The 18594-nt window shown below is 49.9% G+C and carries 22 protein-coding genes and 1 pseudogene; 14 read left to right on the forward strand and 9 right to left on the reverse strand.

Annotated elements, in window-relative coordinates; genetic code table 11:
* The first annotated feature begins 133 nt into the window (after positions 1 to 133).
* From QOT07_RS16415 to QOT07_RS16425, 3 genes are all read left to right on the forward strand, one after another.
* On the forward strand, positions 134 to 1162 hold the full coding sequence (locus tag QOT07_RS16415) for an aldo/keto reductase (RefSeq protein ID WP_283603577.1): 1029 nt from the start codon (positions 134 to 136) through the stop codon (positions 1160 to 1162).
* Between the two features lie 80 nt (positions 1163 to 1242).
* Positions 1243 to 2229 (forward strand): aldo/keto reductase, encoded by a 987-nt coding sequence (locus QOT07_RS16420; protein WP_219016243.1) that lies wholly within the window; start codon positions 1243 to 1245, stop codon positions 2227 to 2229.
* A 261-nt stretch (positions 2230 to 2490) separates the two neighbouring features.
* On the forward strand, positions 2491 to 3477 hold the full coding sequence (locus QOT07_RS16425) for an aldo/keto reductase (protein WP_261427524.1): 987 nt from the start codon (positions 2491 to 2493) through the stop codon (positions 3475 to 3477).
* 48 nt (positions 3478 to 3525) lie between these two features.
* Here QOT07_RS16425 and QOT07_RS16430 read toward each other — a convergent pair whose 3' ends face one another.
* A complete protein-coding gene (locus tag QOT07_RS16430) occupies positions 3526 to 4425 on the reverse strand; it encodes a LysR family transcriptional regulator (RefSeq protein WP_283603578.1) in 900 nt (299 codons plus the stop codon).
* Positions 4426 to 4566: 141 nt separating this feature from the next.
* Between QOT07_RS16430 and QOT07_RS16435 the strand changes: the two genes are divergently transcribed.
* The 8 genes and pseudogenes from QOT07_RS16435 (at position 4567) to QOT07_RS16470 (ending at position 10096) form a co-directional block, all read left to right on the forward strand.
* Positions 4567 to 4890 (forward strand): superoxide dismutase, encoded by a 324-nt coding sequence (locus QOT07_RS16435; protein WP_099064542.1) that lies wholly within the window; start codon positions 4567 to 4569, stop codon positions 4888 to 4890.
* Positions 4887 to 5576 (forward strand): type 1 glutamine amidotransferase domain-containing protein, encoded by a 690-nt coding sequence (locus QOT07_RS16440; protein ID WP_283603580.1) that lies wholly within the window; start codon positions 4887 to 4889, stop codon positions 5574 to 5576. Before QOT07_RS16435 ends, QOT07_RS16440 begins: the two co-directional genes overlap by 4 nt.
* Positions 5577 to 5666: 90 nt before the next feature.
* Positions 5667 to 6614 (forward strand): aldo/keto reductase, encoded by a 948-nt coding sequence (locus QOT07_RS16445; RefSeq protein WP_283603581.1) that lies wholly within the window; start codon positions 5667 to 5669, stop codon positions 6612 to 6614.
* 84 nt (positions 6615 to 6698) lie between these two features.
* Positions 6699 to 7733: an amidohydrolase family protein gene (locus QOT07_RS16450; RefSeq protein WP_283603582.1), complete on the forward strand. Its 1035-nt coding sequence runs from the start codon at positions 6699 to 6701 to the stop codon at positions 7731 to 7733.
* Positions 7734 to 7881: 148 nt separating this feature from the next.
* On the forward strand, positions 7882 to 8457 hold the full coding sequence (locus QOT07_RS16455) for an NAD(P)H-dependent oxidoreductase (protein ID WP_283603583.1): 576 nt from the start codon (positions 7882 to 7884) through the stop codon (positions 8455 to 8457).
* 102 nt (positions 8458 to 8559) lie between these two features.
* Positions 8560 to 8988: a DUF1330 domain-containing protein gene (locus tag QOT07_RS16460; protein WP_260329244.1), complete on the forward strand. Its 429-nt coding sequence runs from the start codon at positions 8560 to 8562 to the stop codon at positions 8986 to 8988.
* Between the two features lie 144 nt (positions 8989 to 9132).
* Positions 9133 to 9333: pseudogene (locus QOT07_RS16465) on the forward strand (NAD(P)H-dependent oxidoreductase); the annotation flags it as partial.
* Between the two features lie 46 nt (positions 9334 to 9379).
* Entirely contained in the window at positions 9380 to 10096 is a 717-nt protein-coding gene (locus QOT07_RS16470; protein WP_099064548.1) for an antibiotic biosynthesis monooxygenase, read from the forward strand.
* Between the two features lie 202 nt (positions 10097 to 10298).
* Here the strand turns inward: QOT07_RS16470 and QOT07_RS16475 are convergent, their stop codons facing one another.
* From QOT07_RS16475 to QOT07_RS16495, 5 genes are all read right to left on the reverse strand, one after another.
* On the reverse strand, positions 10299 to 10916 hold the full coding sequence (locus QOT07_RS16475) for a dTMP kinase (RefSeq protein ID WP_099064549.1): 618 nt from the start codon (positions 10914 to 10916) through the stop codon (positions 10299 to 10301).
* Positions 10917 to 11080: 164 nt separating this feature from the next.
* Positions 11081 to 11479, reverse strand: a complete 399-nt coding sequence (fos, locus tag QOT07_RS16480) for a fosfomycin resistance glutathione transferase (protein ID WP_099064550.1) — start codon at positions 11477 to 11479, stop codon at positions 11081 to 11083.
* Between the two features lie 35 nt (positions 11480 to 11514).
* A complete protein-coding gene (locus QOT07_RS16485; protein WP_283603584.1) occupies positions 11515 to 11970 on the reverse strand; it encodes a GNAT family N-acetyltransferase in 456 nt (151 codons plus the stop codon).
* A gap of 166 nt (positions 11971 to 12136) precedes the next feature.
* The gene (locus QOT07_RS16490; RefSeq protein ID WP_122096917.1) at positions 12137 to 12853 is read right to left on the reverse strand and encodes an HNH endonuclease; all 717 of its coding nucleotides are present in this window, start codon (positions 12851 to 12853) and stop codon (positions 12137 to 12139) included.
* 177 nt (positions 12854 to 13030) lie between these two features.
* Entirely contained in the window at positions 13031 to 13405 is a 375-nt protein-coding gene (locus QOT07_RS16495; protein ID WP_099064553.1) for a winged helix-turn-helix transcriptional regulator, read from the reverse strand.
* Between the two features lie 103 nt (positions 13406 to 13508).
* On the opposite strand from QOT07_RS16495, the gene QOT07_RS16500 reads away from it, so the two are divergent.
* The gene (locus QOT07_RS16500; RefSeq protein WP_099064554.1) at positions 13509 to 14627 is read left to right on the forward strand and encodes an NADH:flavin oxidoreductase; all 1119 of its coding nucleotides are present in this window, start codon (positions 13509 to 13511) and stop codon (positions 14625 to 14627) included.
* 328 nt (positions 14628 to 14955) lie between these two features.
* Entirely contained in the window at positions 14956 to 15555 is a 600-nt protein-coding gene (locus QOT07_RS16505) for a hypothetical protein (protein WP_261416665.1), read from the forward strand.
* A gap of 12 nt (positions 15556 to 15567) precedes the next feature.
* Here QOT07_RS16505 and QOT07_RS16510 read toward each other — a convergent pair whose 3' ends face one another.
* Positions 15568 to 16500, reverse strand: a complete 933-nt coding sequence (locus QOT07_RS16510; protein ID WP_261416666.1) for a LysR family transcriptional regulator — start codon at positions 16498 to 16500, stop codon at positions 15568 to 15570.
* Positions 16501 to 16644: 144 nt separating this feature from the next.
* Here QOT07_RS16510 and QOT07_RS16515 point away from each other — a divergent pair, with 144 nt between their 5' ends.
* Entirely contained in the window at positions 16645 to 17535 is an 891-nt protein-coding gene (locus tag QOT07_RS16515; RefSeq protein WP_261416667.1) for an SDR family oxidoreductase, read from the forward strand.
* 61 nt (positions 17536 to 17596) lie between these two features.
* On the opposite strand, the gene QOT07_RS16520 is transcribed toward QOT07_RS16515, so the two are convergent.
* Positions 17597 to 18040, reverse strand: coding sequence for a DMT family transporter (locus tag QOT07_RS16520; protein ID WP_099064557.1), 444 nt, complete (start codon positions 18038 to 18040; stop codon positions 17597 to 17599).
* 22 nt (positions 18041 to 18062) lie between these two features.
* On the reverse strand, positions 18063 to 18584 hold the full coding sequence (locus tag QOT07_RS16525) for a GNAT family N-acetyltransferase (RefSeq protein WP_207978216.1): 522 nt from the start codon (positions 18582 to 18584) through the stop codon (positions 18063 to 18065).
* Positions 18585 to 18594: the final 10 nt, after the last annotated feature.

The following is an 18594-nucleotide window of genomic DNA, read 5'->3' on the forward strand; positions in this document are numbered from 1 at the left end:
ACTGCTCCATTCGACGGCGGCTACTGGTTCAGTCGCTACCGCTGCCTTAACCTTACCTCTAATAAATCATTGGGCTGATAGCGCTTTCATTGTTTAGGTTCGCGACCTACAGCCAGGTTGTAAGGAGAGGAATATGCAATATGTGAATCTTGGCCGAAGTGGGTTGAAAGTGTCACGACTTTGCCTCGGTTGCATGAGTTATGGTGAACCAGAGCGTCTTCCTCAACCCTGGTCTCTGGATGAAAAGGTTTCACGGCCTCTGATTCGCCAGGCACTTGAAGCCGGTATAAATTTTTTTGACACAGCCAATATTTACTCCGGCGGTAGCTCAGAGGAAATTGTGGGTACGGCATTGAGAGAGATGGCCCGCCGTGACGAGATTGTCGTTGCTACGAAAGCATTTTTCCCATGGAGAAACTCACCAAACACCGGCTTTCTTTCCCGTAAAGCTCTGCTTCAGTCCATCGACGACAGCCTGAACCGGTTAGGTATGGATTATGTGGATCTTTATCAGATTCATCGCTTCGACCCTGGCACCCCAGTGGAAGAAACCATGGAGACACTGCATGATTTGGTGAAAGCAGGAAAGGTTCGCTATCTGGGTGCTTCATCAATGGAAGCCTGGCGCTTCGCTAAAATGCAGCATATCGCTGACCGTAACGGCTGGACGAAATTTATCTCCATGCAACCGCAATACAACCTCCTGTATCGGGAAGAAGAGCGGGAAATGCTCCCCTTGTGTGAAGATCAGGGTGTTGGTGTGATCCCATGGAGTCCAATGGCGCGCGGCAGGTTGACACGTGACTGGAGCGAAACCACCCCGCGAACGCAGAATGATGCGTATGCGCTCAAAATGTATCAAAACACCGCTGAACTGGATCGTAAGGTTGTCGAAGTCGTCGCGCGCATCGCGGCCGAACGGAACGTACCGCGCGCTCATGTTGCCTTGGCATGGCTGCTTTCAAAATCGACGGTAACGGCACCTATCGTCGGTGCGACAAAAGCAGAGCATCTTGCAACAGCAATTGACGCGCTCGATTTTACGCTTTCACTTGACGAAATAGTGGCACTCGAAGCGCTCTACATGCCACATCCTGTTGATGGCATTGTGCCGCCGCTGCCCGGGGAGCAGCCAACCCTTTCTATAACCCGCTCAAATTAAGCCGCTGCCACGGAAGGCAAACATTATCTTTTCAATTTTTAATTCTGACTGAACTTCTCATCTGTAAACAGGATAATGACATGCAATACACCCATCTTGGCCGCACAGGCTTAAAGGTCAGTCGACTTTGTCTCGGCACCATGAATTTCGGTGACATGACCGATGAAAAAACAAGTCATAACATTATGGATGCTGCATTAGATGCTGGCATCAATTTTATAGATACGGCGGATGTATATGGTTGCCCGCAGTCTCCTGACATTACTTCGGGAAACGGCTTATCGGAAGAGATCATTGGTCGGTGGCTGTCCAGAAGCGGCAACAGAGACAAAATTGTACTCGCTTCCAAAGTTTATCAACCAATGGCAACCGGGCCGAATGATAAGTATTTATCGGCATATCATATTCGTCGCGCCTGTGACGCGAGTCTGAAACGTCTCAAAACCGATCACATTGATATCTATCAAATGCATCACGTAGACAGAGCGACACCGTGGGATGAGATATGGCAGGCGATGGAACAGTTGATCCGCGAAGGAAAAATTACTTACGTAGGTAGCAGTAACTTTGCCGGGTGGCATATCGCCTGCGCTCAGTCCGCTTCAGCGTCACGCCATCTGCTGGGACTGTCATCTGAGCAGAGTATTTACAATCTCGCCCAGCGCGCGATTGAACTGGAAGTGATTCCTGCTCTACGCCATTACGGTATGGGTCTTATCCCATGGAGCCCATTGAGTGGTGGTTTGCTGGGTGGAGTGCTAGAAAAGGCCAGAACCGGGCGTCGAGCCACGCCAGAAATGAAGAATAATATCGCTCACCATTTTGAAGCATTGCAGAAATGGGAAACACTTTGCCTGGACTTGGGTGAAAAGCCGGCAGATGTGGCTTTAGCCTGGCTGCTGCACAATCCTTCAGTTACCGCGCCTCTTATCGGCCCAAGGACACGGGAACAACTTACCCTGGCTTTACGTGCTGTTGAAATTACTCTCTCCGAAGATACCTTGCGCTGTATTGATAAAATCTGGCCCGGGCCCGGAGGTGAGGCTCCCGAAGCCTATGCATGGTAGGCGTGTATTAGCAAAAGGCAGGACTCGTTTGACGCGAATTAATAGAGATACTTAAGAATGGGGAAAAGCTCAATGCCAAATAATTCTGAAAATAAAACATCCACAGAAAATCTACATTCCTTAAGCCGTCGTAAGTTTATTGGAACAGGACTTATGACGGGTATGGCAATAGTATCAATGTCGACTATCAATCGAGCGTTTGCCCAAGCTTCACCGTCTTTGAATTCTGTCGGACAGCAAGATATCCATTCCGAACGGCGGCTGCCCCGGCGAAAACTCGGTTCCCTGGAAGTGTCGTCGATTGGAATGGGATGCCTGCCGATGGTGGGATATTACGGCGGGGGACCGCGAGACCGCCAAGCCATGGTGTCACTGATACGGGCTGCGGCAGACAATGGCGTGACTTTTTTTGATACGGCGGAAGTGTATGGCCCCTACCTTAGCGAGGAATATGCAGGTGAGGCGCTGAAATCCATACGCGACAACGTTGTCATTGCCACAAAATTTGGATTTGGCGTTGAGGAAAATCATCCAACCGCTCTTAATAGCGAACCAGGTCACCTGCGTCGGGCCGTGGAAGGGTCTTTGAAACGCTTAAAAACAGATCGTATCGATTTGCTGTATCAGCATCGGCCTGATCCCAAAATACCCGTTGAAGAGGTCGCCGAAACGGTCATGGCACTCATCAAAGAGGGGAAAGTTTTACATTGGGGCCTCTCTGAGGCAAGTGCAAGCACCATACGTCGGGCCCACGCGGTTCTCCCTCTTACAGCAGTTCAGAGTGAATACGCCATGTGGTGGCGTGAATCTGAAACCAAAATCTTTCCGGTACTTGAAGAACTGGGTATAGGTTTCGTCCCCTACTGTCCGGTAGGACGGAGTTACTTTGCCGGAGCAGTTAATTCCCGTCAGCGTTTTGATAAAACCGATCGTCGCCATAATCTACCTCGTTTTACCCCGGAGGCAATGGTCTTTAATCGCCCTCTCTTGCAGTATGTTCAGGATTGGGCGACGCAAAAAAACACGACCAGCGCACAACTCGCTCTGGCATGGACGCTGGCGCAAAGACCGTGGATAGTGCCGATTCCAGGGACTACGCAATATCCACACCTTATAGAAAATGCAGGTGCGGCTCATGTCGTTTTTACCAGTAATGAACTTCGCGAATTCAATGCGGGACTTGCACGCATAGACATTATGGGAGAGCGAGCAGACCCCTTTACAGATAGTCAGTTTGATAAAAGCTGAGCGAAAAATCGTCGCTCACGTTTGAAATTTTCGTGAGCGATCTTCATTTTAAGCTGCGGTTCTTTTGATTAGAAAATCAATCAATGTCTTCACTCTTTTGGTCTTGCCCGCGTTTTTAGGATAGTAGAGATAAACGGGTGGGTATGTTTTCCAGTATTTCTCCATCACGGGAATAAATTGCTCTTTATCCGGCTGTAGGCCGTGAATGGGTTCAAACAATCTTCCGATACCCAGTCCGCTACGTATTCCATCGGCCATAACGTCAATATCGTTGCTAATTAACTGGCCAGGCATTTCAACAGTCAGCTGTTCCCCATGGTGATCCAAAATCAGTGGAAGAATGCGGTTATTGGTGATGAACCGATAACCGATAAGGTTGTGCTGATAGAGCTCGGCGGGCACCGTTGGAGTACCGAATTCCTTAAGATAGGACGATGACGCATACAACCCTTCCCGAAACGGCTTCATCAACTGGCGGGCCACCACGCCGCCCTCCAGAATATCGCCAAAGCGGATCCCCAGATCGAAACGGTCATCAATAATTTTAACTGTGCCGTCGTAGACAGAAATTTCAAGTTGAACGCCTGGAAATTGCTGACAAAAGGCCGCCATAACCGGTTTGAGTATAAGCAGGTAAGCAAAACGAGAAAGCGTAATTCTGACCAGGCCTGATGGTTCCTGGCTCTGATCGCGGATATTTTCCAGCGATTTTTCAAGCGAGTCCACCGCCGCTGTAGTCTGTTCCAGCAGCTGTTGCCCGGCATCCGTCAGTTCAATACGCCGTGTTGTACGCACAAAAAGCGGATGACCGATATGTTGCTCAAGCTGCTTAAGCGCCTTGCTGACGGAGGGAGGAGTAATCTCGAGCTTTCTGGCGGCAGCAGTGATACTGCCTTCGCGGGCAATGCTCTGAAAGATGCGTAGCTGGTTGTAAATCACGTTATTCATTACATCATCCTTAAGCAATGGCCTGTTGATTATTAACTACAGGCTAAAAATCCTTGAGTCAAGGATGACCTAATCTTATCTAAATCTCGTGCTTATACTTCTTGTCTGTTCCCAACGAGTAGTTAAATGAAGGAGACTGAAATGCGAATTTTGTGTCTGGATATTCCCACTTCCGACGCCACGCTGGAAAAATACGCTCCCCATCTAAATTCAGAAGCATTACATGCCTGGGGTTTATATAAATCCGGCGTTATTCGGGATATCTATTTTCGTCAGGATCGACCGGGCGTAGCGATTTTTCTAGAGTGTGACTCTGTTGAAACTGCCCGCACGGTGATGGCTGACTTCCCGCTGGCAAAAGCCGGTCTGCTTGCCTTTGAGTGTATTCCCCTAGATTCATTTACCAACTGGGAAAACCTCTTTGCTGAAGAGTTCAAGAGTCAGTCAGAGGAAACAATTAAATGAAATCAGATCATAAACCCGTACTGTGCGTCGTCACCAGCCATCCTATCAAAGGAGCCTCAGGTGTCCCCACTGGCTTCTATATGGCCGAACTCACCCACCCTCTGAAGATACTTGAGGAGGCTGGGTTAGAAACAGTCATCGCCAGCGTTCGCGGGGGCCAGCCGCCGGTTGACGGTTTCGATCTCAGCGATCCCGTTAATGCCTGGTTCTGGAACGAGACTGATTTCCAGCATCGCCTCGCCACCACGCCGCCATTATCTGAGCTGAACGGTGTCGATTATTCCGCCGTCTTCTTTGCTGGCGGGCACGGCACTATGTGGGACTTCCGAGATAACCTGGATGCACAACGCATCATCCGGGAAGTGTACGAAAACCGTGGGATCGTGTCAGCGGTATGCCATGGCCCTGCAGCGCTGGTTGACGCAAAACTCAGCAACGGTGAATACCTCGTGAACGGCAAAAATCTGGCTGCCTTCACTAATAAAGAGGAAGACGAAGTTCAGGGAACAACTGTGGTTCCCTTTTTGTTGGAAACCGCCCTGCGAGAACATGGTGCACTTCATCATGAAGCGCCCAACTGGTCTGAAAACGTGGTGACAGATGGCCGTTTGATCACCGGTCAGAACCCAACTTCAGCACACGGCGTTGGCATAGCGCTGGTAAACGCGCTGCGCCAGGTAGTTTGACTGCGGACACTACATTTTGTCATCGCGGGTTAAACCTCATTCTGGCCGGCCGGTGAGTGCTTCCTCCGGCCCTTTTTTCAGGAGGATATAATGAAAAAATCACCCAAAATAGCCTTAGGAACCTGGTCCTGGGGAGTGGGATTTGCGGGTGGAGATACCGTATTCGGAAACCATCTTTCCGACCAGCAGATGGAAGAGGTCTTCAACAATGCCATGGATAAAGGACTTTATCTGTGGGATACCGCCGCCGTCTACGGAATGGGAAGTTCCGAAACAGCGTTGGGTAAGTTAATCAGCCAGTATCCGCGTGAAGAGATAATCTTATCGACTAAGTTTACGCCACAAATTGCCGACAAGCAGTCAGCTATGCCTGTGAGTGACATGCTTGAGGAAAGTCTCGGCCGTCTGGGCGTGGAAGAAATTGATATCTACTGGATCCATAATCCTTCCGACGTGGAAAAATGGACGCCAGATCTTATTCCGCTTTTGCAGAGCGGCAGGGTTAAACAGGTTGGGGTATCCAATCACAGCCTGGAACAAATAAAGCGTGCAAATGCGATCTTGAAACCGGCCGGTTTCTCTGTGAGTGCCGTTCAAAATCACTACAGCCTGCTCTACCGAACCTCGGAAGATGCCGGGATCCTCGACTATTGCCACAAAAACAATATCACCTTTTTTGCCTATATGGTGCTGGAGCAAGGTGCGCTGAGTGGTCGTTATAACTCGCAAAATCCTATGCCCGCTGGCAGCGGGCGTGCTGAAACTTATAACAACGTTTTACCGCAGTTGGAAAAATTAACGACGGCGATGAAGACGATGGGAAACGCCAGAAACGCCAGCGTGGCACAAGTTGCCATCGCATGGGCAATAGCCAAGGGCACCCTGCCGATCATAGGTGCGACCAAGGTTCATCATGTCCTGGACGCTGCCGGCGCAGTGGAAATTCAGCTTAACGCTGAGGAAATGGTAACGCTGGAACGCCTTGCTCAAGAAGCAGGTGTGGATACACGCGGGGCATGGGAAAAACCTATGGTCTAGCGAGCGGCTCGGAGAAGGCCGTCAGGTTGCACCTTTACCTGTCGGCTTTACGCCGTCCAAATAAGCCGTGAACAGGAGCAAGCGATGAAAATTATTTGCCTTGAAGAACATACTCTGGATAAAGCGCTGGGTATGGCATCCATGCCCGCAGCACTTGCACAGGCTCCCTTTCTGAGCGACTGGGGAAAGACGGTTACTGATGGCAATCATCTGGACCGAAGTCGACCCCAAATTGAACAAAACGATCGGATTAACATTAAAGGCACAGACATCGGCAGTGGGCGTCTGGACGATATGGACAAGGCCGGTATCACCATGCAGGTTCTTTCGGTGGGAGGATTTCCGCACCTGGCTCCAGCCGCTGAGGTGGTAGATTTAAACCGCGTGGCTAACGATCGTCTCGCTACTGCAGTTAACGAACATCCAGACCGCTTTGCTGCATTCGCCACACTTCCATGGACTCAGCCCGATGCGGCAGAGAAAGAACTTGAGCGAGCGGTTAAAACGTTAGGCTTTAAAGGCGCTCTGCTGAATGGCAGGCCATCAGACAATTTTCTCGACCATCCGGATTTCGACGGACTGCTGGCCCGCTTCAACACTCTGGGCGTCCCGCTTTATCTTCACCCCGGACTTCCTGTTAGCAGTGTGCAACAGGCTTATTACTGCGGCTTCAGTGATGAAGTCACCGCCAGGCTATCGATGTTTGGCTGGGGCTGGCATCACGAAGCGGGCATTCACCTGCTTCGGTTAATCCTGTCTGGCGCTTTTGATAAATATCCAAATCTGCAGGTCATCAGCGGTCACTGGGGAGAGATGCTGCCATTCTGGTTACAGCGTTTGGATGACAGCATCCCACAGGCCGCTACGGGTTTACGGCGCACCATTACCCAGACCTTTCAAGAACAGGTTTATGTGACGCCATCCGGCATGCTGACGTTGCCCTATTTTCAATTTATCCATGCGTTGATGGGGACCGAGCGGATCCTTTTCTCTGTCGATTATCCCTACCAGACGCTGGATGGCGTGAAGACATTTATCCAAAGCTTGCCCGTTTCAGAAGAGGATAAAGAAGCGATAGCCTTCCGCAATGCTGAGCAATTGCTCGGATTAAGATCTTGATGAAAACGGGCCTGCATGAGCATTGCGCCATCAGGGTTAATTATTAGCTTTTAGCTAAAAGTCATTGAGCTATTAATACCCTAAAAAACAAAATACGGTCGTTCTATACTGGACACTTGTTAAACACTTAACCTTTAATTAATTAAAAATGACAAATATTCTAATTATTTCCGGTCATCCGAATCTGAGCGAGTCAATTGGTAACGCAACTATCCTCAACGAGGTTGCCTCGGCGCTACCAGAGGCTGAAATTCGCCGTCTGGACTGGCTCTATCCTGACTACAAAATTAATGTTAACGAAGAGCAGGAGAGCCTGCTGAAAGCTGACGTGATCGTCTGGCAATTCCCCTTCTCCTGGTATTCACTTCCAGGAATAATGAAGCTATGGCTGGATGAGGTTTTTGTTCACGGATTCGCACACGGTTCAACGGCCAAACTTGGCGGTAAAAAACTTATTCTTTCATTTACTACCGGTGCACCACAGTCTCTCTATTCATCGAATGGATTATTTGACCATGACGTTGATGATTACCTTACCCAGTTTAAAACCACCGCCAAACTTTGCAGTCTGGATTTGCAAAAACCTGTGTATACCTGTGGCATTAGTTACGCAGACAGGGATGAAAATAAAATAGCGCAACAAAGAATAATGGCCAAGGAACATGCATCCAGATTGATAGCGCTTTTGAAAAAATCGTCCCAGGAATTAAAATTGACGGTGTAAAGTAGCGGTACCGATTGTTAATTGTCACCCGGTGAGGAAAAAACATTGCAATGCTTAGCGAGCATGCCTTCTGTCTGGAAATATTTAAGGGGTGGAAATACGATGCAACATATGCAACTGGGTAAAAGTACCTTAACAGCATCTCGTAATAAGGCAGGAGGATATATAGTGAAAAAAATGATACTGGCTTGCCTTGTAGTATTTACCGGGGTTTCATCTGCGCTGGCAGTGACACCTGCCTATTATGTTGCAGAATTTCAGTCTACCGATCGAGAAGCGATCAAGCCCTATAGTGCTCAGGTTGAATCTACTTTCAGTCCCTACGGTGGACGTTTTATCGTTCGTGGAGGCGAGCCTGACATTAAGGAAGGGTTTGGCGCACAAGGAAGGCTGGTAATTATTAAATTTGACAGTTTGAAACGCGCTCAGGATTGGTACAACTCTCCAGAGTATCAGAACATCATACCAATACGTCATCGTTCAGGGAATTCTCGTACCTATATCGTTGAAGGTTTACCTGAGCATGAATGAGATAAACCATAGAAATATCACCAGTTCGAGTCGTTTATTTCACCCAGAAAGTTAAAGGAGAAGGGAATGAACTGGATTGAACCAGGCAAGTTTGCAAAATTCATTACGTTATTTTTTATGTTTACGGTACCGGTCTGCAAAGCTATCAGCACTGCCTCTGGAGGAGCATCAACTTACGGAAATGAAGGTAGAATTGGTGTTACGCTTGCCGATGTCTTCCTGCCTATGAAAGCCAGCGCCCTCCATGCCGGTATGACTTACCTCCCTCCGCTTGTCTTCCAGGGAGCCAGTAGCGATAAGTTACCTCAATATCAGCGCCAGCTTATTGAGCGTCTGAAGATGTAATCAACAACCGATTACTCTATAACAAAATAATAGAAAAAGGTATTTTATGAAAAACATCGTAACCATGACACTCTGTCTGATGATAGGTAGCCCCGCATTTGCAAACAGTTCGATCTTACTGGATAAAACCGTTATGAACATTTTTGAACTTGGCATCAAAACAGGGAAAGACCAACAATATGATGAAATAGCCAGAAACAATATTTCCAAATCTGTTGCGAATGAAAGCGGCACACTGGCAATGTACTCACTCAAACGCAAGGATGATCTCAGCCATGCATATATGATTGAAATATATAAAAACAAATCAGAGCACAATCAACATTTAAATTCAGAGCAGTACAAGGAATTTATTTATCATGCTCCTGAAATTATAAGCCATAAACGAAAAATTGATGTCATACCACAATTTATCGGCGATAAGAGAATCGTACAAAACGCAACAACGATAAATAACCTGGTGATTGTCGATGTAAAACCCGAGTACCAGCAAGCGTTCAAAAAAATCGTCTTGACGGAAATGGCTGAGTCATTGAGGCTTGAAAATGGTGTGCTGGCCATGTATGCCGCAATCGAGGTAAATAATGAAAACCGCTGGTACTTCTATGAAATTTACGCCAGTGCGGTTGATTATCAACGGCACAGAGAGACGCCGCACTTTCAGGAGTATATAGAACAAACGGCAGCAATGACAACCGGGAAGGAGTCAATCCCTATTGTGCCGGTCTTTCTGAAAAATAAAGGCATTCTGCATGTCGATTAAAGATTCTGTAGATAATATGAGGATCCAGATTAGCAAAGATGTCAAATTAACTGCCTTAAGCAAGAGCAGGGGCACCCTTTGAGTCAGAACCCGTTGGAAGCGCTGCCTTTTGTGGCAGACAGCGGATTTCATCCGATTAAACCGGATTCTGGAATTCAGCCACAGGCTATGGCAGGTCAAACTCTGCCCGCAAAACCGGTGCCTATGGGCATCCAAGCACTCTGTAGATCTCAGTGATCACCTGCATCGTTGCGTCTTCGATGGTTCCTTCATTACGGCATAAAACCCAGCCGTGATTGGCAATTTCTCGCTCGAACGCCTTGGTACAAGCGACTTGTTCTTCCAGCTTATAAATCACCGTACTACTTAGCCCACGCGATCGGGCCGCAGCCCTCGCCCATGAAATATCAGGCGCAGTAACCACCCCGACATGCAGATCTGGCGTTCGCACGTTTCGTTCCATGTTAAGCTGTAAAATCTCTGCAAATGGCACCATCCGGCGAAACGCGGCGTCCGACGGGTACCAACGATCCATCAAGATAATACTGTCCGGTGGCTGTTTAGTCAGCACTTGCTGGGAAATCCAGGCACGGCTATCTGCAAGGCGCTCACAAACCTCCAATTCCAAATCCAGGGTGGGATTTCTGGCGAGCTGGTTAACGAGGGCCATTGTTTCCCCCCTGTAGGGATCGCTTTTTTTCTCGCAAAGTCGGACCACCTTCTTGTTGTCTGCCCTTAGTACTTTCGTCATGGCCTCCAACAGTGTGGTTTTACCGGCTCCTTTGGGCCCATCCAGAGAAACAAACAGCTGACGACTCATGCTTGAAATGACGATTGATATAGGTTTTTTGTATAGCTTGCATCTGGCAAAAACATCTTATTTCCTTCGTATGAATAGCTGCCCCCCTCTTCGTTCGTTGGAGCCGCTTGGCACGTCAGCGCGAACCTAATCGAGAGCACTTATAAACAGACATTGATGAACATTCAGAAGAACTCCATTCCTTCATATGGCTGAGTGCGGCAAGCACGGATGCGGCTCTCAAGGTCTCCATCATGGATCTCAAGCCTGTGGCCATCGGGGTCTAAAAAGTAGACGGACTTTCCCTCGCTCTTGTTAGTTTTCCATTCTGTAACACCAGACGCTCTCAACCGTTCAACAAACACATCGAATTCTTCGGTAGGAATACTGAATGCATAATGCGTGTAGTCATCACCAACAGAGACTTTATCCACTGAAAGACACAGCCAGAGCTCACCCAGCGAAAGATAAGCTCCATGAGCCCATTTGGCTTTAGGTGTGAACCCAAGCGTCTCAACATAAAAATTCAGACTGTTTGCTACGTTACTCACTGCAAGGGTGATGTGATTTATTCCGGTCAGCATGCAGAACTCTTTAGCAAGGCGCAGAGGGATTTAGTTTATATTTCTTTGCACATAAAGACACTTAATGGGTCTGCAGCATAAGGGGGGAAGGCCTCACAAATCTCATACCCGCATCTGCGATACAGTGCTATGGCAGGTTGCTGGTAAACCCCTGTTTCAAGACGCAAAAGGCGGTAGCTGTTTACTGAAGCAATACTCTCAATTGCGCTAACAATCTGCTCTCCAAGCTTCAGGCCCCGAAATTCCGGGCGAATGTAAACCCGCTTAATCTCAGCTGAACCCTCGCCCTGAAAGACCAAGGCTCCACATCCTGCAGGAGTACCCTTCTCATCGCGTGCGATGACACACCGGAGCTGTTCATTGCTGACCGTTGAAAGGTTGAGGCAGTGATTACTTTCTGCGGGATAAAGTTCGCTTTGAAAGGCATCAAGCTCACCGATTAGGCCCCCTAACTCAAGGTCGCCCTTATCAACTTCTGAAATGTGAAACATCAGCTATCCCTGATTTATTTTTAGCTTTTAAATCTACCATATCTTTTCTAATTGGCCTGCTCACCATTGATGTCAGCTACGTCCGCGTCTGGCACAAAGTGGTCAGGCAGAAGTGACCTACTGGTCCGTGATGAGCGAGGAGCAGACGTTGAGGGCTATAAGAAGACTACTTAATGTTAGCCGGCTTCAACACAAGCGCGCCGTAGTGTGCTTCGCGGTGACAGTTCGGACAGAGTGCAATAGCATTTTCAACAGAGTCCTCTCCACCGTTAGCAAGCCACTCCACATGATGCACTTCAAGATACGGTCTACCATCTTCCCGCTTGAATGGTGCGTCACGTAGGCAGCTTTGACACTTACCTCCAGCTAAGGCTAATACCTCTGCTACAACGAGGGGATTACGCTTGAAGGTATAGCTCTTTATAATGACCCTTTCTGGCGTGGTGTTGGCTGTAGCCAGCTTCTCTCTACGTTGTTCTGAGGTAAGTTGAGACGCTGTTTCTATGGCCTTTTCAAACTCACTTTTAACCGGACGTGTTAGCCATTTGCCGTCTGAAGCTTCATAGATTTCAAACACACCATGAAGTGCGGAATCATAGACCTCGAAAACGTTTCCGCGCTTGAAAAGTCGATCATATTCATGGTGGCGATGGGTGGCATCATCTGTTCGTCTGGCAGTCCTGTTAAAACTCCAGTGACCACGATTGCAGTTAACTGCGTTAACTATCAGATTCAAATAAGTATTGTCTTTGTAATGTGGAAATCTTTTCTTTAAAATTGCATCGACCTGAGCAGCCGTAGCCTTTCCAGCAAACTCGTTTTCAACTATCTCAGCGGTTGTTGTACGGATTGGTTTATCACCATAAACATACTTACGAGCCATTTCTCTATTCCTTGAAAAGTTCTGGAAGGTGTTGCTGAAGCATAGGCGCAGTGAACATCTTGACCTGCTCCCAGCAAACTAACATAGCATGATGTAAGCAAGTTCCGCTTCTGGCACTGAGCAGACCGTCAGATCGCTTTGGAAACAGCCCCACGACGGGCAGACTCCCCCCTCTTCTCATTTCACCTCAGCAGCCTGATCAAACTGCAATCTGGCAGCTTCGACTTCAGGCAATTTATCGAGCGTCCACAGGTGTAGTGCACGAAACGGTTGCAGCAAGGTCCGACCCAGTTGCGTGATTTCGTATTGCACCGCCACAGGCGAGAACGAGATAACCTGTCGCAATACCAGACCATTGCGTTCCAGCCGCCGCAGACATTGCGTCAGGGCTTTCTGAGTCACGCCCTCGAGTCGGCGCCTGAGGGCGTTAAAACGCTGAGGTTCGTCATCAAGCGCGACCAAAACCATCATCGACCACTTGTCTGCAATTTGATCAAACAATGCCCGACTGGGGCAATCCGCCGAAAAGCATTGTGGGTGTAAAGTCAGCATACGAGGTTTCCTTTGGTATACCTGGGCTACTCAAGGTGCCTAATTGACAGCAGGTATATAAAATATACCTAATAGGACTCCTAACGCAATGGAGTCGATTTGTATGTCACAAAATAAATCCAGTATTTTATTCAGTCCTTTTTCCGTCCGTTCTCTTCAGCTTAAAAACCGGATCGTGATGGCCCCCATGACGCGGCTTTTTGCACCGGACGGTATCCCTGGTGAAAATAATGCTGCCTACTACCAGCGCCGGGCCGAAGGGGGAGTCGGTCTGATCCTGTCAGAGGGCACCGTCGTTGATCGCCCTGCGTCACGTAACGATTCCGGCATTCCTTTTTTCCATGGGCAAGCGGCACTGGCAGGCTGGAAAAACATCATTGATGCCGTTCACCATGCGGGGGGTCGCATGGCACCGCAGATCTGGCATACCGGTGCAGCACGTTACATCAACGGCTGGGAACCTGATGCACCGGTCGAGAGTCCCTCCGGCTTTGATGCACCCGGAGATCCACGCGGCGTTGCGATGAGTGAAGAGGATATCGCTGATACCGTCTCAGCGTTCGCAAAAGCGGCGGCAGATGCCAAGCGTTTAGGATTCGACACGGTCGAAATCCATGGTGCCCATGGATATCTGGTCGATCAGTTCTTTTGGTCTGGGACCAATCTGCGCACCGATCGCTACGGTGGACCAACGATCAGGGAGCGTTCACGCTTTGCCAGTGAAATCGTGACGGCCGTTCGTCATGCGGTCGGCCCTGAATTCCCTATCATCATGCGTGTAAGCCAATGGAAACAGCAGGATTACGGGGTACGCATTGCCGAAACACCCGCTGTTATGGAAGACTGGTTATTACCCTTGGTTGAGGCGGGTGTTGATGTGCTGCACTGTTCGCAACGTCGCTTCTGGGAGCCTGAGTTCCCGGAGATTGACGGCGAAAACGGCCTTAACTGTGCCGGTTGGGCGAAAAAAGTAACCGGGGCCGCGACAATAAGCGTGGGTTCGGTTGGCCTGGATAATGATGTTACTCATGCTTTCTCCGGAAAAGGATCGGCGCCAGCGAGCCTGGATCGACTCATTGAGCGCATGGAGCGCGAAGAGTTTGATCTGATCGCCGTTGGCCGTGCCCTGCTGAGTGATCAAGATTGGGTAACCAAGGTGGAGAATGGCGAGTTCACGGCTTTGAGTGGATTTAACCCAGCATCCTTGGCCGAATTGGTTTAGGGCTGTCATAAGGCGGGCCCTGTGAAGCAGGGCCGCCTGGCGAATGCCGTTAGTTGCGTAGGCTATTACCCGTCTGGACGCTTGAGCTCCATCTGAAAACCCAAGCCCGTTACATTAGTCTGCGAGACATCTCGCCTTTTCATCTTTTGCCCCGGCCCTCCCCCCATATCACTTGGCTTCCCAGCCACCTCCCCCAGTAGACTTGTCTATCATGAAATTCTTCAGACAGCTTGACTGTACGATGAGCATCGTACAACATAAGGAGGTGGTATGGGGTTCAGGGACGTAAAACAACTCGCTATATGCTGTCTTCAGCAAGGGGCTCACAATGAGAATTGTCAAAGAAGGCGATACGCGCACCGTTCTGTGTCAACACTGCGGAAAATCAATGGCGACTTATCGTTTACGCGATGTGGAGTTCAGCGATCGTCGCGGCACGGTAAAGAACATACTGGCTGCCGTCTGCAACCAGTGTGATGCGGTAGTCAGTATTCCCGCCCAGTCTACGCCACGTGTTAAAAGCGAGTTTGAACAAACAAAGTCAGCGCTGGAAGTCAGAGTTCCGGCGCACTATCTCGATATTCTCAACGTTGCCACGCAGAAAATAGATGCTTCGCTGGACGAAGATTTTCATAAGATACTGATCCTTTACTATCTCCATGCGCTAACCACCGGCCGCTATCAGCAGCAAGAGCTGAAAACGCTGTTGGGCAGTGAACTGGCGAAGGCCAAATCGTCGAAACGCCTGTCGATGAAAGTCAGTAAAAAACAGCTGGAAGAATTAAACAGCATAATGGAACAACAGGGCCTGACACGAAGTTCCGATGTGGTAAAAGCGGTGATCCTTAAAATTTATCAGGACCTGGTGCAGGAAAAAAACTTAGGTATATTGCCGGAATTACGCAATGTCGCCGCCGCGTTTTCCTAAACCTTGTACTCCTCAGGACTGATTCAGTGTGCTACCTGACGGCCCCAGACTGTCAGTCAGGATCTTCAGCAGCGCGCGGACTTTGGGCAGTGTCTGACGGCTTTTGAGCCAGGCCAGATTAATGGGTAATCCCTCGGTCGCCAAATGGGGCAACACCTCAACCAAGCTGCCATCTTCGAGCTGCCGCGCCACCAGCCAAGTGGGCAATTGTGCGATGCCGTGCCCGGCCAAAACCGCCGTGAGCTGCCCTTCCGCATCACCGATCGCCACTCGCGCCGGCAATATCTTTTTCTCGCTGTTATTCGGCTGCACGCCAGCAAAATGCCAAGGGGTGAGCATGCCGTTTCCCTCGCCATAAACCACACAACTGTGATTTTCCAAATCGTGCTCGGTTTTCGGCTCCCCTTGTTTTTTCAAATAAGCGGGCGAAGCGCAAAAGATATGCCGCTGAGCACCCAGATAACGGTGCCCCAAAGCGTTCGGCCAAATATCAGCGCCACCGATGCGTACAATGATGTCGATGCCTTCGATCACGGGATCAACAAAGCGATCGGAAAACGAAATATGCGGCATCAACAACGGATGATCTTCAATCAGTTTGAGGATCACCGGCAAAACATGCAGGCGGCCATAAGCCGCGGGAAGATCGATACGCACCTTCCCCCGTGGCTCAGAATTTTCGGCCTGCATTGAAAGTTCCGCCTCCTCCAACTCACCCAGTACGCTGGTGCAGGTGCGATAGAAAGCCGCCCCAGCATCGGTCAGCGACAGACGCCGCGTGGTGCGGTTAAACAACCGCACCTGCAGCCGGCTTTCCAAACGGGCGATGCCTTTGCTGATGGCGGAGCTGGTCAAATTCATGCGTTCCGCGGCGGCAGTGAAGCTACCCATATCCGCCACGCAAACAAATAAGTCGATACCTTTAAGTCGTTCGGAAGAAAACATAGCCCGCCACATTAATGAATTTAATTCCATAAACTTGGTAATTTATAGCCTAAATAGGAAAAAAATTCTCAGTAAACTCCTTCTTGCAGCAAGTCATTCGGTCTATGCCTTATTCAGCAACAAACTACAAAAAGGGGTTATTTCGTGAGCATCATAAAGAAACCAAGGGTACTGATTACCGGCGCCACCGGCCAGATAGGCGGCGATACTTTGCGCAACCTTCAGGCGGACAACTCCATCACCCTAGTGGCAGCCGTACGCTCCCCGTTAAAAGCCGCACCTTTGGAAGCTCAGGGCATTCACACCGTCATTATGGATTTTGATAAAGAAGAAACGCTGGCGCCAGCGCTGCAAGGCATTGACCGCGCCTTTTTGGCAACCGGTTACACGGTAGATATGCTGCGCCAGAGTAAGGTGTTTCTCGATAAAGCGAAGCAAGCCGGCGTGCAGCATATTGTGCACTTGGGTGCCTGCGGCCGTGACGACACGACTATTGCGCACTGGGCCTGGCACCAACTGATCGAACGCTATATTGAGTGGTCTGGCTTCTCCTTCACGCACTTGCGGCCGGAGTGCTTTATGCAAAACCTGATCGGCTACGGTGGCGTCCCAGCAATCGTCAATGGCGTCATTCAACAATACACCGGCGATGCGCCCTTCAGTTGGGTGGATGGCGAAGACGTTGCGCTGGCGGCGGCGTATTCGTTGCTACATCCTGAAAAACACGCGGGAAAAACCTATCGCTTGGGTTATGACGCCAGATCTTATGGCGAGATCGCCGCAATGATGACCGAAATGCTTGGCCTGCCGTTCCGCTATGAAGCACTGGATCACGGCGTTTTCATTGAGAACATGCGGCAATCCGGCGCCGAAATGGCTTATATGAGCTGCGTTGGTGACAATCTGCGTCGTATTGCCGAACGCGACATCCCCGGCGTTGAAGAGACTTTTGATAATTTCCCGGAGATAGCCGGTAGAGAACCGGTGCGCTGGCCAGAGTTTATCCGCAAGCACCGGGCCGCCTTCATCTATTGATGGTAATACCGGCGTTTTTATCAAAGACCGTTCAGAGAAACCTGAGCGGGCTTTTTAGCGCTCAAAAACTTCTTCTGGCCACCAGAAAAGCGCCAATCACCAGCAATATACCGCCCAGCAGTGCCGGCAGGTTTTCGCGCAGTGCCTCCGGGCCGGCCTTGTAGATATCGGCCATCAAGCCCGCCACCAGTTGGCTGGCTACCAGTACCGCAATGGTGGTTGCTGCGCCCAGTTTCTGGTACCCCAGAATGCCGGAGAAGACAAAGAACGAACCCAGCAGGCCGGGCAATAACATCCACGGCCGGAGGGTGCCCGTTACCTCCGCCAGGGCGCTGACGCCATTTTTGGCGAACAGCAGCCCCATCAGCAACACCAGACCAACGCTGGAGTTGATCACCAGCGTAATCAGCACCGTCGAAACGCTTTCGGTGATACGCACCATCAACAGATTCTGGATAACCAGGCTGACCCCGGCCGCCACCAGCAGCAATAGCATGATATTCATAGAGGTTCCGTTCTTTGCAACGTCATTGGCGGGCTGGCGGTGCGTTGCTGTCGTCTAGTTTTAACTGCAGGAAGGTCAAATCCAGCCATTTGCCGAACTTGGCCCCCACTTCACTCATCCGACCGACCATTTCGAAACCCAGATTGATATGCAGCTGTACAGAAGCCTGGTTGCCGGACTCAATGCCCGCCACCATCACGTGTTTGCCCATCGCCCTGGCGTGTTCAATCAGCGCAATCAGCAGCGTTTTCCCCACCCCGCCACCACGGCTGTCTTGCCGAACATAAACCGAATGCTCCACCGTGTGACGGTAACCGTCCCATGCCCGCCAATCGCCAAACGAGGCGTAGCCCATCACCTCGCCTGCCTCATTGCTCGCCACCAGCACCGGATAGCCTGCCGCCTGCCGCTCCGCCATCCACGCGGCACGGTTTGCCTCGTCGACACTAAGTTCATTCCAGATCGCGGTGGTATTAAGCACCGCGTCGTTATAGATAGCAGCAATGCCTGCGCTATCGGTTATAGTCGCGTTACGGATAAGCATGTTGACCTCT

This window comes from Serratia proteamaculans (assembly GCF_949794035.1).
GTDB classification, from domain to species: Bacteria; Pseudomonadota; Gammaproteobacteria; order Enterobacterales; family Enterobacteriaceae; genus Serratia; species Serratia proteamaculans.